The 16456-nt window shown below is 65.4% G+C and carries 13 protein-coding genes; 7 read left to right on the top strand and 6 right to left on the bottom strand.

What is annotated here, in order from left to right; all coding sequences use genetic code 11:
- Nucleotides 1–140 precede the first annotated feature (140 nt).
- Nucleotides 141–830 (top strand): TetR/AcrR family transcriptional regulator, encoded by a 690-nt coding sequence (locus BKA07_RS15510; protein ID WP_167951684.1) that lies wholly within the window; start codon nucleotides 141–143, stop codon nucleotides 828–830.
- A 34-nt stretch (nucleotides 831–864) separates the two neighbouring features.
- On the top strand, nucleotides 865–2433 hold the full coding sequence (locus BKA07_RS15505; RefSeq protein ID WP_167951683.1) for an AMP-binding protein: 1569 nt from the start codon (nucleotides 865–867) through the stop codon (nucleotides 2431–2433).
- 75 nt (nucleotides 2434–2508) lie between these two features.
- On the opposite strand, the gene BKA07_RS15500 is transcribed toward BKA07_RS15505, so the two are convergent.
- Nucleotides 2509–3894 carry an MFS transporter gene (locus tag BKA07_RS15500; protein WP_167951681.1) on the bottom strand — a complete coding sequence of 462 codons (1386 nt, stop codon included), beginning with the start codon at nucleotides 3892–3894 and terminating at the stop codon, nucleotides 2509–2511.
- 366 nt (nucleotides 3895–4260) lie between these two features.
- Between BKA07_RS15500 and BKA07_RS15495 the strand changes: the two genes are divergently transcribed.
- From BKA07_RS15495 to ligD, 3 genes are all read left to right on the top strand, one after another.
- Complete coding sequence (locus BKA07_RS15495; protein WP_167951679.1) at nucleotides 4261–5241, top strand: NADP-dependent oxidoreductase; 981 nt, start codon at nucleotides 4261–4263, stop codon at nucleotides 5239–5241.
- A 95-nt stretch (nucleotides 5242–5336) separates the two neighbouring features.
- Nucleotides 5337–5585 carry an ATP dependent DNA ligase gene (locus tag BKA07_RS15490; protein WP_167951677.1) on the top strand — a complete coding sequence of 83 codons (249 nt, stop codon included), beginning with the start codon at nucleotides 5337–5339 and terminating at the stop codon, nucleotides 5583–5585.
- Entirely contained in the window at nucleotides 5585–6484 is a 900-nt protein-coding gene (gene ligD, locus BKA07_RS15485) for a non-homologous end-joining DNA ligase (RefSeq protein WP_167951675.1), read from the top strand. The genes BKA07_RS15490 and ligD overlap by 1 nt, the downstream gene beginning before the upstream one ends.
- 34 nt (nucleotides 6485–6518) lie before the next feature.
- Here ligD and BKA07_RS15480 read toward each other — a convergent pair whose 3' ends face one another.
- Entirely contained in the window at nucleotides 6519–7124 is a 606-nt protein-coding gene (locus BKA07_RS15480) for a DNA polymerase ligase N-terminal domain-containing protein (protein WP_167951673.1), read from the bottom strand.
- 268 nt (nucleotides 7125–7392) lie between these two features.
- On the opposite strand from BKA07_RS15480, the gene BKA07_RS15475 reads away from it, so the two are divergent.
- Entirely contained in the window at nucleotides 7393–8985 is a 1593-nt protein-coding gene (locus BKA07_RS15475) for a BCCT family transporter (protein ID WP_167951671.1), read from the top strand.
- A gap of 3 nt (nucleotides 8986–8988) precedes the next feature.
- On the opposite strand, the gene BKA07_RS15470 is transcribed toward BKA07_RS15475, so the two are convergent.
- The 4 genes from BKA07_RS15470 to BKA07_RS15455 form a co-directional block, all read right to left on the bottom strand.
- Nucleotides 8989–9714, bottom strand: a complete 726-nt coding sequence (locus BKA07_RS15470) for a DeoR/GlpR family DNA-binding transcription regulator (protein WP_167951669.1) — start codon at nucleotides 9712–9714, stop codon at nucleotides 8989–8991.
- Nucleotides 9715–9782: 68 nt separating this feature from the next.
- The gene (pdxA, locus tag BKA07_RS15465; RefSeq protein WP_209043998.1) at nucleotides 9783–10826 is read right to left on the bottom strand and encodes a 4-hydroxythreonine-4-phosphate dehydrogenase PdxA; all 1044 of its coding nucleotides are present in this window, start codon (nucleotides 10824–10826) and stop codon (nucleotides 9783–9785) included.
- Nucleotides 10827–10902: 76 nt separating this feature from the next.
- Nucleotides 10903–12324 carry a four-carbon acid sugar kinase family protein gene (locus tag BKA07_RS15460; RefSeq protein ID WP_167951668.1) on the bottom strand — a complete coding sequence of 474 codons (1422 nt, stop codon included), beginning with the start codon at nucleotides 12322–12324 and terminating at the stop codon, nucleotides 10903–10905.
- Nucleotides 12321–13883, bottom strand: a complete 1563-nt coding sequence (locus BKA07_RS15455) for a GntP family permease (RefSeq protein ID WP_209043997.1) — start codon at nucleotides 13881–13883, stop codon at nucleotides 12321–12323. Before BKA07_RS15455 ends, BKA07_RS15460 begins: the two co-directional genes overlap by 4 nt.
- Before the next feature lie 339 nt (nucleotides 13884–14222).
- On the opposite strand from BKA07_RS15455, the gene BKA07_RS15450 reads away from it, so the two are divergent.
- Nucleotides 14223–16424 (top strand): heavy metal translocating P-type ATPase, encoded by a 2202-nt coding sequence (locus BKA07_RS15450; RefSeq protein ID WP_167951667.1) that lies wholly within the window; start codon nucleotides 14223–14225, stop codon nucleotides 16422–16424.
- Nucleotides 16425–16456 lie beyond the last annotated feature (32 nt).

Raw genomic sequence — 16456 nt, 5'->3', positions numbered from 1 at the left:
TCCGGCGATAGCGAAATCCACCGGCGAAAGTGTGTCCCAAGTAACTGAGCGTGCGTTAAGATTTTCACGAAGCGAAGAAACAGTCAAGGCAGACCGGAAGTGTGCTTCGGTTGTGCGCCCTGCCCGTCAAGGAGGCATCGATGGAGAACGATCCGGAGGGATTCCAGATGACGGCAGCCACCGATGCCGATCGGATGGTCCAGGCGGATCGGACCGCGCGCTCGCGGGAGCTCATCCTCGACGCGACGATCGACTGTCTGCTCGCCGAAGGGTACGCGGCCACGACCACGACGAAGGTGCAGGCCATGGCCGGAGTGACGCGGGGCAGACTTCTCCACCATTTCCCGTCGAAGCGGGAACTGCTCACGGCTGCGGTGGCCCGCCTCGGCGAGCAGCGCCTCGGTCGGCAGCTGGATGATCGGACCGATGAGCACAGCCGGACCCTTGCCCGCGAGCAGCCGCCCGACGCCGAGGTGGGACCACGATCCGACTGGGCGATCACGACGCTGTGGGCTGGTCTCATGCATTCGAGCTTCTTCACGGCGCTCGAGCTGTGGGGCGCCTCCCGCACCGACGAGCTGCTGGCTCAGAAGGTCCGCATGCATGAGAAGACGGTGCTCGAGAGGGTCAGGGACAACGCACGGGAGCTCTTCGGACCGGTGATCTCCTCACATGAGCACTACGATCACATGTTCGCCATCGTGTTTTCGAGCATGCGCGGAATGGCCGTGACCTACACGTTCTCCCACCTCGACCCCAGAACCGAACCGATGGTCGCTCAGTGGCAGACGATCGCACGAACCCTCTTGGCGGACGCGGCCGCCACCTGAGGGCCTCAGGTGTTGACAATCACAGGGAAGTGACATGTATCCAGGAAAATGGGCGGCAGAGAACCCCGACAAGCCGGCGGTCATCATGGCTGACACCGATGCCGTGCTCACCTACGGCCAACTCGAGGACCGATCGCTGCGACTGGCCAACCACATGCGCGCGGCGGGGTTCGAGAAGGGCGACCATATAGCCGTCATGGCCGAGAACCGATTCGAGATCGTCGAGGCCCTCTGGGCCGCACTGCGCACCGGTGGCATCATCACCGTGGTCAACTCGCACCTGACGGCGGCGGAGTCGGCCTACATCGTCGACGACTGCGACGCGAAGGTGTTCCTCCTCTCGACGAGGTTGGACACAGCCGCCGAGGTGGCCGCTGAGTGCCCGCACGTCGCCGACAGGATTCGCATCGACGCCGCGCCCGAAGGGCGTGCGAGCGAGGTCTTCGCGGGCTGGGGCGAGTATGAGGCCGTGCTCACGGCCGCCTCGGCGCAGAAGCCGGAGATCGAACCACGCGGTGACGACATGCTCTACTCCTCGGGCACGACCGGGCGGCCAAAGGGCATCCTGCCCGGCGCCACTGACCTGCGGATCGAGGACGAAGGTGTTCCCCTCATCCGGATGTTCACCGATCTCTACGGCTTCGCCGAAGACACCGTCTACCTGTCCCCGGCACCTCTCTACCACGCGGCTCCGCTGCGGTTCGTGATGACGACTCACGCACGGGGCGGGACCGCGGTCGTCATGTCCCGCTTCGATGCCGAGGACTCCCTGGCCCAGATCGAGAAGCATCGGGCCACGCATTCCCAATGGGTGCCGACGATGTTCATCAGGATGCTCAAACTCCCTGAGGAGGTGCGAGGCGCCTATGACCTGAGCAGCCTGCGAGTGGCCATCCACGCGGCCGCACCCTGCCCGCCCGAGGTCAAGCGGGCGATGATCGACTGGTGGGGTCCGGTCATCGAGGAATACTACGGTGCGACCGAGGGCATCGGGCTGACGGTCATCAGCAGTGCGCAGGCGCTGGAGAAACCCGGCTCGGTCGGTCGCGAAGGCCCCAAGGGCATCGTCCACATCTGCGGTCCCGACGGTGAGGAGCTGCCGGCCGGTGAGGTCGGAGTCATCTACTTCGAATCCGAGCGGACCCTGTTCGAGTACTACAAGGACGAGACGAAGACCGGGAACTCGAGGCATCCCGATCATCCCGACAGCTGGGCGACGATCGGGGACATGGGCTGGCTCGACGAGGATCGGTTCCTCTACATCGCCGAACGCACCACGGGTCTCATCATTGCCGGTGGGGTCAACATCTATCCGCAGGAGATCGAGAACGAATTGGTGCTGCGCGATTCGATCGTCGATGTGGCCGTCGTCGGCAGGCCAGATGACGAGCTGGGGCAGGTGCCCGTCGCCTATGTGCAGCTGGCCGAGGGAGTCGGTCCTGACGGGGAGGCGGAGGAGATCCGCGCCTGGCTGGGAGAAAGTTTGGCCAGGTTCAAGATCCCTCGGGATATCCACTTCGTCGCGAAGCTGCCGCGGACCCCGACCGGAAAGCTGGTCAAGCGGAAGCTGCCCGACCCCGGACCGGTTGCCGCGAGGAGGTGAGCGCACCGTGAGAGGCTGAGCTCACCGCAGCAAGCTGAGCTCACTGCGGTGAGTTGGGCCGCCCGCGGCGACCACTCACTTCGCGTCGTCGACGAGTTCGTCTTCGTCGAAGACGACTTCGGCGCCTTCTTCCGGCAGACCACAGCCACGCAGTGACGCGCCCTTGGTCTCCTTCATGAATATCGTCGCGATGAAGCCGATCACGCATGCTCCCATGACGAAGTAGGCAGGCACGATCGTGTTCCCCGTCGCAGCGATGATCGCTTCATTGACCGACGGGGCAGTCCCTCCGAAGAGGGCGGTCGAGACGTTGTAGGAGATGGCGAAGCCCGCGAAGCGAACCGGTCCGGGGAACATCGCAGGGAAGGTCGCTGAGATCGTCGAGATCTGCGGAATGTAGAGGATCCCGAGAACAGCGAGCCCGATGAGGGCCCAGACGAATCCGTTGGCCATGAGCATGAACATCGGTATGGAGGCGACGAAGAGCCCGATGAGGGAGAAATACCAGACCGGTTTGCGTCCGACCTTGTCCGAGAACATGCCGCCGAACGGGATGAGGACCATCATGAATGCCTGAGCCAGGAACATCACCGTCAGCGAGGAATTGGCGCCCATGCCGACCGGGCCCTGCAGGTAGGCGGGCATATAGGACAGCAGCGTGTAGTTGACGACGTTGACCGCCACGACCATGCCGCCGAGAATGAGCAGCTGCTTCCAGTAGCCGGTGAAGAGTATCCGGAAGACTTCCTTGACGGTCTTTCCCTGATCATTCTCGTCCAGCTCCTCGTAGACAGGGGACTCGTCGAGCTTCGTCCTCATATAGAGGCCGACGACACCGAGGACACCGGCGAGGACGAAGGGCAGCCTCCACCCCCACGTCATCATCGTCTCCTCGCCGAGGCCAAGCTGGAGCAGCAGGACGATCAGCGAACCGGCGGCCATGCCGGCCAAGGTGCCGAATTCGAGGAAGCTGCCGAAGAAGCCGCGCCGATTGTCCGGTGCGTACTCCGCCATGAAGGTCGCGGCACCGCCGTACTCACCCCCGGAGGAGAATCCCTGGATGACTCGGAGCAGCACCAGGATGATCGGAGCGGCGACGCCGATCGTCGCGTAGCTCGGCAGCAGTGCGATGCAGAAGGTCGAGCCGGCCATGAGCAGGATCGTCAGTGCCAGCACTCGTTTGCGGCCGAGTCGGTCGCCCATCGGGCCCCAGACGATTCCACCGAGCGGTCGGAAGATGAAGGATACGGCGAAGGTGGCCAGTGCAAGCAGCTGTCCATGACTTCCGGGGAAGAAGTGCTGGGTGATGTAGGTGATCGACACGGCGTAGAGACCGTAGTCGAACCACTCGGTGGCATTGCCGATCGCGGAGGCGGCAACAGCCTTGCGGACGGTCTTCAGCTCTGGTTCCGGAGGGGATGCGTGGGGTGTCGAATCCGGATGCGTGTTTGGATTGCTCATTAGATCCTCCGATCGTGCGGGACCATCATCGAGGTGGCCCTCAAGAGAGAAGCAACCATCGACGCTACGAGCATCTCCTCCACGAATCAACGTGGAAATGCTGTCAACTCGGCGGCGTGTCTGGGAGCGTTTTCAGGCCCAGTAGGTGCCTGACCTGCGCAAATGGGAAAGTCAGCGAAAATCTGACGGCAAGGCGAGTTTCACAGAATGTTCACTGGAAATCGTTATGTCCTACCGGTTGACAGAAGTCCGGATGAGTGGCTGAGTTCGTCTGGAGCCGGACCAGGAGTAGGGTACGCGGTCCGGGGCTCGGTTCGTTTCCCAGACCCTCTGGTGCCGATGGGTGAAAACCACGAGGATGGGGCCATGACGGAAACGAATGCGGAGACATCAGCAACTTCTGACCGACCGACGATGCGGGCCATCAGCCAGGACGAACTCGGCGGCCCCGAGGTCCTCCATGAGATCCAGCTGCCTGTTCCGACGCCCGGCCCATCCCAGATCCTCATCCGGGTCCATGCCGCCGGTATGAACCCGACCGACTGGAAGCACCGAGGCCATCGTGCTTTCCTGCCGTCACCGCCGTTCGTCCTCGGCTGGGACGTCTCCGGCGTCGTCGAGACAGTGGGGGTCGGAGTCACCCTGTTCAAACCCGGCGATGAGGTCTTCGGCATGCTGCCCTATCCCTTCGGGGTGGGGGCACATGCCGAGTATGTGCTGGCACCGACCCGTGCCTTCGCCCCGAAGCCGGGCGGCATCGATCATGTGCAGGCCGGGGCGATTCCGCTGGCGGCGCTGACCGCCTGGCAGTCCCTCGTCGACACCGCCGAGGTGGGTCAAGGCGACCGCGTCCTCATCCATGCCGCTGCTGGGGGAGTCGGCCATCTGGCCGTGCAGATCGCGAAGGCCCGCGGTGCGTACGTGATCGGAACCGCGAGCGAACCGAAGCACGACTTCGTCCGTGGCATGGGCGCCGACGAGATGATCGACTACCGCGAGGTCGACTTCGCCGAGGCGGTCCATGACATCGACATCGTCCTCGACACGATCGGCGGTGAATACCAGTCGAGGTCGCTGCAGACCATGACGACCGGCGGAATCCTCGTCTCGACCATTCCGATCCCAGTGGAGGGAATGTCGGAGCGGGCCGCCGCGCAGGGGATGCGAATCGAGAACCTCCTCGTCGAGTCCGACCAAGCCGGGATGCTCGCCATCGCCGGCCTCGTCCGATCGGGACAGCTGCATGCCTCGATCGCCGGCACCTTCGGCTTGGACGAGGCGGCCAGGGCACATGAGGAGCTGCAGACCAATCGCACCGCAGGCAAGCTCGTCCTGACAGTGGTCTGAGGAGCGAGCATGACTGATGCGTCCCGACCACCGCAGGCTCTTCCCGGAGATCGTCACGGCCCTCGCAGCACAGACCGCTCGTCGACCGGAAGAGCATGCTCTTCTGCCTCATCGACTGGACCGACGACGAACTCGACCGACTGCACGAGATGCTGAGCGCGATGGAGATTCCCGAGTCCGCATGTACGACGGGCAGCCTTCCTCGCGACGGCCATTGGGTGAAGCCGGAATACGTCGCCGAGGTGGCCTTCACCGAATGGACGGCGGCGAACCAGCTCCGCCACCCCAGATACCTCGGACTGAGAAATGACAAGGCGGCCGAAGACGTCGTGAAGGAGGCGTGATGAGTTCTTCAGCGGAAGTCTCAGGAGTGTCGATCGACAAGGCCGACAAGGAGATGTTCGGCTCCGATGACGGCGGTCCGATCACCAAGGCGGATCTGGCGAAGTACTACGCGGACGTCGCCGAGGTGATGCTTCCCCACATCAGGGACCGTCCGATCTCGATGCAGCGATTCCCCGATGGAGTCGGGTCGGAGTGGTTCTACGAGAAGAAGTACCCCGAGCACTTCCCGGAGTTCGTCGAGTCGGTGCGGGTGGCGACGATGGACGGGGAGCAGAACCAGGTGATGATCGACAATGCCCGGACCCTGGTCTACCTCGTCGACCAAGCCTGCATCACACCACATACCTGGTTGGCGACCTCGGCCGACCTCGACCATCCGGATCAGCTCATCGTCGACCTCGACCCTTCGGTGCCGGGGATCGCCGCGGTGCGAAGGGCGACGGTGATGGTGGGTGAGCTGATGGATGAACTGGGGCTGAACGCATTCGTCAAGACGACCGGCTCCCGGGGGTACCACGTACAGGTTCCGCTGATCGTCGAACACGACTTCGACGAGGTGCGGGACTTTGCGCGAAACTGCGCCAGGGTGCTCGTCGACCGGGATCCGGAGCTGCTGACGATCGAGGCGAGGAAGAACAAGCGCGGGGACCGGGTCCTTGTCGACATCGCACGCATTGCCTATGCCCAGACGGCGGTGCCGCCCTACGCCGTGAGGTCACGCCCGGGAGCTCCGGTGGCGACGCCGATCACCTGGGACGAACTGTCATCGATCGATCCCCAGGACTACACGATGAAGTCGGTGCGCAACCGTCTGGCCCAACGTGCCGATCCGTGGAATGCCATGGCACGGCATCGCCAGGGCATCGCGAAGCCGATGGAGATTGTGGGAAAGCTCTAGGCGCTCGCCCCGAATGGGCGCAGGCGTTCCCGCATCAGTGTTCGTCGGCAGCGATGTCCTGGTTGCGTCTGCCGCTGAGCACTGATTCGTTCTGTGTCGAGGTGGGCCTGCGTCGTCGATCTGCACCGGAGTCATCGACCTTGACGAGCAGCCAGTTGGCCTCGTCGCCATTCATTTTCGTCTGAGTCAGCGCGAATGCGCCGGCCAGCTTCTGCCCGTGGAGCACCACGACGAGGTGGCCGTTGTCGAGGCCTTGGGACGCGCTCACCTCGTCTCCATCGATCTCGGTGGCGTTCTCGAATGTGCCCGTGTCCCAGACGATCACCGTGCCGGCACCGTAGCCTTCCTCGATGCGGCCCTCGAAGTCCGCGTAGTCATACGGGTGGTCCTCGGTGCGATGGGCCAACCGCTTCGTCGAGGGATCAAGTGAGGGCCCTTTCGGAACGGCCCATGAGACCAAGACTCCATCGATCTCGAGTCGGAAGTCGAAGTGCAGATTCGTGGCGTCGTGGCGGTGGATGACGAAGACCGGTGTCACGGCCCCGACTCCCTCCGCGGATGTGGACGTTTCACCCGACGGTTCGGAAGTCGTCGAGTTCCGTCGCTTGTCCCGGTACTCCTTGAGATCGTGCTCGGCCATCGTGGTCCTCTTGAAGGCGAAGGTGATATCGCATTCTCGCACGAGCGGGGTCGCAGGAACAGGGTCGTTCTCCGATCAGCCGAGCAGGGCCGCAACGGCCCATGATGGCAATGAGTGTCAGATCACGGTGACTTCGCCACCGGAACTGATCCGAATGGGTTCCTCAGGTCCTAGACTGGGCCGCTGCGAATCCTGACAGAACGATCGATGGCAACATGCGGCCCACCTCGAGCATTCGGTGCGGTGGGCTCCGGAAGGCAACACAGACATGGACGAGACCACGGACCGGTCAGGTTCGAACGGACACGACACACGATCCCCGACGGCAACCGTCGACAAGGCACCTGAGACGAGGCCGAGCGGCCGCATCGACCGTGCCGTAGCAGGCGCCAGCGTCGGAATCCTCGGGCTGTTCGTCGTCCTCGCCCTCATCCTTCCGGCCGAGATGTCGTCCTGGGTGGGCGCCGCCTTCACCGCCTGTGCGAACATCTTCGGCATGTACTGGCAGGTTCTCCTGCTGGCGACCTTCCTCATCGCCCTTGTCCTGATCTTCACCCCGTGGGCCAAGGCACGGCTGGGCAACCAGGCGCACCCGGACTTCAACCGCTTCAGCTGGATCGCCATGATCATGACGACTCTGCTGGCCGCCGGGGGAGTGTTCTGGGCCGCGGCCGAACCGATGTACCACTACGCAACGGCACCGCCGTACTTCACCAATGACGGTCACAGCGGCTTCGATGCAGTGGCCGCCGCGCTGGCCACGAGCTTCATCGACTGGGGCTTCCTCGCCTGGGCGATCCTGGGATCATTGGGGACGATCGTGATGATGCGCGCGGCAGAGAAGGGGATGCCGCTGCGTCCTCGCAGCCTCCTCTACCCGATCCTGGGTGCGCGTGCGGCCAAGGGGCCCGTCGCGGGTATCGTCGATGTCGTCTGTGTCATCGCCGTGGCCGCGGGAACGATCGGGCCGGTCGGGTTCCTCGGACTGCAGGTCTCCTACGGATTGAACTCTCTGTTCGGCATCCCCGATGTCTATCCGGTGCAGCTGCTCGTGATCGCCGTGCTCACTGCTGTCGCAGGTGTCAGCGTATTCTCCGGTGTCAGCCGCGGTATCAGATTCCTCAGCAGCGCCAACATCTGGATGGCTCTGGCCCTCATGGCCGCAGTGCTCGTGCTCGGCTCGGCCTGGTTCGTCATCAAAAGCTACTTCAGCGGTTTCGCCCTGTACATGACCGACTTCTTCAGCATGACGCTCTACCGCGGCGACACCGAATGGCTCTCGGGCTGGACGGTGTTCTTCTTCGGCTGGTTCCTCGGCTACGCACCGCTGATGGCGATCTTCATCGCCAGAATCTCAAAGGGTCGCACCGTCCGGGACCTGCTCATCAGCACCACGGTCCTGCCTCCCATCGCCACGACGTTCTGGTTCTCCGTCCTCGGCGGCACCGGAATCTTCCTCGAGCAGCAGACCGAAGGCTCCATCTCAGGACCGCTGATGGACGGGGGGCTGCCTGCCGCGGTCATGGCGATCAGCGACAACCTGCCGCTGTCGACGATCATCAGCATCGGTTTCCTGATTCTGACCATGACGTTCGTCGCGACGACCACCGATTCCATGTCGTTCGCGATGTCGCAGTCATGCATGACCAGCGGCGAACCCTCCCCAAAGCTGCGGGCCACCTGGGCGCTGCTCATCGGCATCACGGCGGCCGTGCTCATCAGCCTCGGCGATGGCGGGGTCGAGGCACTGCAGTCGGCGATCGTCATCACCGCGGTTCCGGTTGCCTTCGTCATGCTGCCCTCACTGTTCGCGGCACCGATCTACGTCCGACAGATGGCGAAGGAGCAGAACCTGGCCTGAGCTTCACCTCTGGGGATGCACCCCGTCCTCGTCGATCCACACCCAGCCCTCAGACAGCGGAGCCCACGCAGAGACTTCGCGTCCTGCCTTGGAGCTGTCGGCGAGGACGACCACGGTGCGGGCACGTTCGGAGATGACCTCCTTGGTCCGAGCCTCGTCCAAGGTCGGCTCGCCCAAGCCCTTGGCGGCATCCACGGCGTCGGCGCCCAGCAGCGCCAGGTCGACGCGGATGCGGCCCAGAGCATGGTCGCTGAAGGCGCCCGTCGTCCCATGCGACTTGGCCGAGACCCGGCCGCCGACCATGACGACCTCGGGCCCGTTGGGCTGCGCCAGAGCCATGGCGACCTCGAGGCCGCGCGTGTAGACGGTGAGGTCCTCGCGATCGCGGATGCGTTGGGCCACCCGGACCGTGGTCGACCCGGCATCGAGGAAGACCGTGCGCACGCTCCCGTCGCCGAGGTAATCCATCGCGGCCGCGGCAATCGCGTCCTTGGCCTCGGCGTTGGCCTCCATCCGCTGGCCCAAGGGAGGTTCGACGTACCCGGCGGCGGTGGCGCCCCCGATCGTGCGGATGACCTCACCGGTCGCCGACATCTCACGCAGGTCCCGACGGATCGTCGACTCCGAGGTCTCCAGCTCCACGGCGAGTCGCGAGATCGTCCACGAACCGGTCGCGAGCAGCGACTGGATGTCATCCCGACGCTTCTGTGTGCCCGTGCGAATCGCCATCGTTCGTTCCTTACTCCGGCCGGTGCGTCACAGCCCCGACGAGGCGCCAGCGCTTCGGCAGGTATCGCTCACTTCGGCAGGTATTCCGCGCGGATGCCGTCGACGAACGGCGCGTAGCCGATCGCGGCCCGGTACGCCGAGCGCATGGTGCCGGCATCGGCGATGCCCTGACCGGCGATGTCGAAGGCCGTGCCGTGATCGACCGAGGTGCGCAGGATCGGCAGCCCGACGGTCACGGAGATCGTGCCGTCGAAGTCGAAGGTCTTCGACGCGATGTGGCCCTGATCGTGGTACTGGGAGAGGACACCGTCGAAGCGGCCGGACAGTCCCTGGTGGAAGACCGAGTCCGCGGGGATCGGTCCGGTCACCTCGAGGCCGGACTCGCCCACGCGCTCGACGGCGGGGCGCAGGATCTCGATCTCCTCGTCACCGAAGGCACCGTTCTCTCCACCGTGCGGGTTGAGCGCGGCGACGGCCAACCTCGGCGAGTCCACACCGTAGAGCTGCAGGGCACGGTGGGCGCGTTCGATGGAGTCGACCTGGGTGTCGACGGTGAGTGCGTCGATGGCCTTGCGCAGTGACATGTGTCGGGTGGCGAAGAAGATCTGGAGTTTGTGCTCGGGGGTCTTCGTGTTCTCGACGACGAACATCGTGTCCTGTTTGCTCACGCCGGTGAGCTCGCCGAGCATCTCCGTGTGGCCCAGGTGCTTGGATCCGGACTTCCACACGGCTTCCTTGTTGATGGGGCCGGTGACGATGCCGGCGATCTCCTGATCCATTGCCGCCTTCGTGGCGACCTCGATCGCGGTCACGGCGGCCTGGCCGGCGCGGGCATCGACGACGCCCCATCCGGGAAGGTCGTGTCCGAGCACGCCGATGTCGAAGACGTCGATGACTCCCTGTCCGGCAGACGGCGTCGACCAGTCGGTGATCGCCCGCAGCTCGACGTCGAGTCCCAGCACGTCAACGGCACGTTTCATCACTGCCAGGTCAGCCACGGCGACACCGTGCTGGTCGTCGCGTCCGGCGAATTCGGCGAGCACTGTCGCGGTGATCTCGGGGCCGATACCCACCGGGTCGCCCACGGTCATGGCGAGTACGGGTGCGGTCATGTCAATCTCCTCAACGTTGTGTTCTCATGTGTGCTGCGCGCGTCGACAGGGTCGAGATGCGTGAAATTGTGGGCGGTCATGCGCGACCCATTCCTGCGGTGGCCATGAGGTGGTCCAGGCACAGGACTCCCGTGCCTGCGTCTCCGATGAGCCCGCCCTTCGTGACGATCGGCAATCCGGCGCCGACTCCGCCGACGATGCGCCCGCCCACGGCCAATGGCACGATCTCGGAGTGGATCTCCATGCCGATCGCGTCCAGTTCGCCGAGCACGGCTGCCGTGACGTCCCCACCGGTGGTGTAGAGGCCGGTGAGCGCCGTCGTGGACATCAGCTCGGCGGTGATCCGGGCGAGCCGACGGGGAATGAGCTCCGACTGTTCGTCGGTGAGCTCGAGCAGATCGGTGGCATCGACGACGGTGGCGAGAATGATCGCCCTCACCGCGCCGCTGCGTGCCGAGGTGGCTGCCTCCGCCGGTGCAGCTCCGTCCGCCGAGGCGGCCGTGCGAACCAGTTCGACCGTCGCCTGCACATCGGGCAGGTCGTCCGCGTCGAGGGCGGGCCGCAGCACCGTGATCGTCGGGTCCTCGTCGAGTTCGGCCAGCTGGGAGCGAGTGACCTCGGTCGCCGAGCCGGAGACTCCGAGGATGACCCCGGACCCACGTTTCGGCAACAGTGCTCGGGCCAGGGCCAGACTGCCCGGTCCGGGATCGATGGACACCCATTCCAGGTTCTCGTCCTGGTTGAGGCCGGCGAGGGTCCGGGCGACGAGGTCGATGTGCTCGTCGGTCATCGCGTCGGCGACGATGACCTCGGCGCCCGCGGCTAGAGCCCCGAGCACTTCGGAGCAGATCGCCGCGCTGCCGGCGAGGATGGTCGAGAGCTCGACGGTGTGGCACTCGAGTGCGGTGTTCTCCCGCAGGACATCGGCGACGACCGAGGTGCGCATGGGGGAGCGGACATCGTTGCGCAGCTCGGTGTCCTCCAGCAGCCTCCCGTGCAGCAGCTGCTGACCGCCCACGGTGACGCGGCCGGAGGCAGGGAAGGCGGGAATGCACAGACCCATCACACGCTCCGGTCCCGGTGCGGAGGCCAGATCCCGTCGGGCCCGCAGAGCCGCCTCGGCGGTGGGTCCGACATTGCCGCGCAGGGTCGTGTCGATGCGGCAGGCAACGAGGTCGACCGGACCGGCACCCCGGACTGCGGCATCGGTCGAGGCTGCGGCCTCGGTCGGCGACAGGTGCCGGGAGTTCGTGTTGACGACGACAGCGTCATAGTCATCGAGCGCTTTCGCGATCTGGGCGCTGTCTCGGCAGGCACCGTCATCGGCACTGCCGCCGCTCGGGGAACCGCCGCGGCTGGTGCCGGGGATCGTCATCGTCGACAGGCCCGCCTCGGCGAAGAGAGCTCCGCAGGCGTTGCCGCCGGTGAGGTCGTCGGCGACGATGAGGATGCGCGGACTCGCCTGAGGCGACCCTGCGCTACGGTTCTGCTGACTCATACGATCAGGTCGAGGACGAACAGCAGCGGAATGGAACCGGCCCACACGGCGGTCGTGATGCCCGACCAGCCCTTGATGGCGTTGATGCCATCGAGGCCGGTGAAGCGGGTGACGACCCAGAAGTACGAGTCGTTGAAGTAGGAGAAGACCATGGAGCCGGCGGTGCACGCCATGACCGCGACCACTGGGCTCAGGCCAAGGGGCGCAACGAGCGGGGCGGTGACCGAGGCCGCGGTGATCATCGCGACCGTGCCCGATCCCTGCGCCACGCGGACCAGGGAGGCGATGAGGAAGGGCACGAGGAACGCCGGCAGCCTGATCGAGGCGATGGCTTCGGCCAGGGCGTCGCCGACTCCCGATTCGGTGAGCACCATGCCGAAGGCTCCACCGGCACCGGTGATGAGCAGGATGAGACCCGCCGAGGCGGCACCGTCGGCCAACCAGTTCTGCACCTTGCTGCGCGGGGTCACGCGGGGCAGCAGGGTGTAGACGGCGAGGATGAGGCCGATCATGAGTGCAATGACGGGGTTGCCGAGGAACGCCAGCGGGGCGACCCAGGACGAGGGTTCGTAGGCATCGCCGGAGAGCTCGCCCTGAGCGTTCCTGTCGATCGCCGTCGACACGGTGTTGGCGACGATGAGCAGCAGGGGAACGATGAGGGGGAGGAAACCGAGGACGGCTCCGGGCTTCTTCGTCGAACCGGTTTCGCTGTCGGTGGCGTCGGTGTCGTCACCGGAGCCCGAGCTGGTCGCAGCGTCTGCATCGGCTGCAGCGGTCGCGGACCCTGAAGCGTCTGCAGTGGTCGCGGCATCTGTGTCTTCGCCGGTTATGGTGGCGATGTTGCCGTGCTCGCCGTCCTCGCTGCCGCCTTCGACGGCATGTGAGCTCGTCGAGGTGGCCGTGACCGAGCCGTACACATCGTGCTTGACGGCAGTGTTGAGGACGGGCTCGAGCTTCGGGCCGATCCACCGGGCGTAGATGACGACGACCGGCAGGAGCACGATCGTGAAGACGACGCCGGTGAGGATGACCGAGCCGATGTCGGCGCCGAGGATGCCTGTCGCGGCCAGCGGGCCGGGAGTCGGCGGCACCATGTGGTGGGTCAGGGTCATGCCGCACCCCAGCGCCAGTGCGATGGTGACGTAGCCGCCGCGCTTGACGCGGGCGATGGACCTAGCGAGCGGGTTCATGATGACGTAGCCGGAGTCGCAGAAGACCGGGATGGATACGAGCGAACCGACGGTGCCCATGGCCCAGGGTTCGCGACCTTCTCCGAAGGCGCGCAGGAACGCACGGGCCAGCGAGTCCGCTGCACCGGAGACCTCGAGGATCTTGCCGATTCCGACGCCCAGGCCGATGACGATGCCGATGCTGGCGAGTGTGTCGCCGAAGCCGGTGGTGATGGCGTCGACGATAGAGAGCAGGTCCTGACCGGCGACGATGCCGGTGACGACCGCTGCCGTCAGCAGAGCGATGAACGCGTCGAGTCGGGTCGCCAAGACGATGACGACGATCGTCGCGATCCCGGCGATGAGCGCCGCGATGAGTTGCAGATCCATGAGATCCTCCGCAGTGAGGTCGACTCAGTCGTGAGCCGGGGTTGACCCGCGTCGGGTTTCAGCGAAGTCGATGAACCAGACACGAAGTTGAACAGCATGAGCAAGTATTGCGTATAGATGCGCAACTATGCAATGTGCGACTTTCGTCGCGAGGTGGCCTGGCGCTCGTGAAGCGCGGTTCTGGGATTGCGAGGGAGAAGAATGCCGGAAATCGCTGCCGATTCCGACACTCTTCTCCCTCGGAATCGTCCTCAGGGGCGACTGGACTGGGGGCGATGCCCCTTGACGGCTATGATCGGCACCGTTGTCTTATACCCCTAAGGGGTATACGGTGGCGGTATGGAAGCACGGCACGAACACGAGAATCACGCAGACCGCTCGGAAGTCGACGAGCACATGAGTCATGCTCATAGCAGTCACACTGATCGCGAAGCGCAGAACGAGCACGCAGGGCATGGTGACCGCACCAGCCACGGCACGCACACCGACCACACGGGGCACAGTAACCACGCGGGGCACAGTGACCACGCGGGACACGGCAGCCACGCGGGACACGGCGACCACGTCGCTCAGTTCCGGCGACTGTTCTGGATCATGCTCGTCATCGCGATCCCCGTCATCGCCTTCAGCCCGATGTTCGGTCACCTCGTCGGCTACGACGTCCCGGAGACCGGCGTCCTCGGCTGGCTGCGTTGGCTCTCCCCGATCCTGGGCACGCTCATGTACTTCTGGGGCGGACGACCGTTCCTGACCGGTGGGCTGAGCGAGATGAAGCAGCGCAATCCGGGCATGATGCTCCTCATCGCCCTGGCCCTCACCGTCGCCTTCCTCTCCTCCTGGGGCTCCTCACTCGACATCCTCGACGCCGAACTCGACTTCTGGTGGGAGCTGGCGCTGCTCGTTGTCATCATGCTCGCCGGGCACTGGCTCGAGATGCGCTCCTTGGCACAGACCTCCTCCGCGCTCGACAGTCTCGCGGCCCTGCTGCCCGATGAGGCGGAGGCGATCGTCGACGGAGAGACCGTGATGGTCGACCCGGCCGAGCTCCACCTCGGCGATACCGTCGTCGTCCGCCCCGGTGCCGCCGTCCCCGCCGATGGTCGAGTCATCGACGGTTCGGCCAGTATGGACGAGTCCATGGTTACAGGAGAATCGACCACCGTCCGCCGTTCGATCGGCGACACCGTCGTGGCCGGCACCGTCGCCACCGATTCCGGACTGCGCATCGAGATCACCGCCACCGGCGACGACACCGCTCTGGCGGGCATCCAGAAGCTCGTCGCCGAAGCTCAGAACTCGACCTCGCGCGCCCAGCGCATCGCCGACAGGGCATCCGCGTGGCTGTTCTGGTTCGCCCTCGGTGCGGCCGTCATCACCGCACTCGTCTGGTCGCTGGTGGGCATGCCGGACTCGGCGGTCGTGCGCACCATCACTGTCCTCGTCATCGCCTGCCCCCATGCGCTCGGCCTGGCCATCCCGCTGGTCGTGTCGATCGCGACCGAACGTGCGGCGCGCACCGGCGTCCTCATCAAGGATCGGCTGGCGCTCGAGACGATGCGCACCGTGGATTCGGTGCTTTTCGACAAGACCGGCACTCTGACCATGGGTGAGCCGACCGTCACCGCCGTTTCGGCCACGACCGCAGGCGGCACCGAGGACCGGATCCTCGCACTCGCCGCGGCCGCAGAGGTCGACAGTGAGCACCCTCTGGCCCGCGCCATCGTCAAAGCCGCACAGGGCCGAGACCTCGAGGTCCCGAACGCGACGGACTTCTCCTCCTCACCTGCGGTCGGTGTCACGGCCGCGGTCAACGGCGCCGAGGTGGCCGTGGGCGGGCCGCAGCTGCTCAGCCAGCACGGAGTTGACGAGGCCCCGATCGCCGAGCAGTGGCGTGGAGAGGGAGCCATCATCCTCCACGTGCTCGCCGACGGCGACGTCATCGGGGCGCTGAAGTTGGCCGACGAGATCAGAGCCGAGTCCCGCGAGGCCGTTGATGCGCTGCACCGGCGCGGTGCGCAGGTGGTCATGATCACCGGTGACGCCGAGGCGGTGGCTCAGACCGTGGCCACGGAACTGGGCATCGACCGAGTCTTCGCCGGAGTCCACCCTGCCGACAAAGCAGCGAAGGTCGCCGAGCTCCAAGGGGAGGGCCGCAAGGTCGCCATGGTCGGCGACGGTGTCAACGATGCGCCCGCTCTGGCGGCAGCCGATGTCGGCATCGCCATCGGCGCAGGCACGGATGTGGCGATCGGCTCGGCCGGAGTGATTCTCGCCTCCGACGATCCGCGGTCGGTGCTCTCGGTCATCGAACTCTCGCGCGCCACATTCAGGAAGATGAAGCAAAACCTGTGGTGGGCCGCCGGTTACAACCTCATCTCCGTGCCGCTGGCTGCCGGTGTCCTGGCGCCCATCGGATTCGTGCTGCCGATGAGCGTGGGCGCGATTCTCATGTCGATCTCAACGATCGTCGTCGCACTCAACGCGCAGCTGCTGCGTCGCCTGGATCTGCGTCCGGACGTCTCAGCCTCTCGGCCCGAGTGAGGAGCTCTGGGCGATACCGGCGGCCAGAGGCG

Source organism: Brevibacterium marinum, assembly GCF_011927955.1.
Lineage (GTDB): Bacteria > Actinomycetota > Actinomycetes > Actinomycetales > Brevibacteriaceae > Brevibacterium > Brevibacterium marinum.
This window is presented reverse-complemented; position numbering and strand designations above follow the sequence as displayed.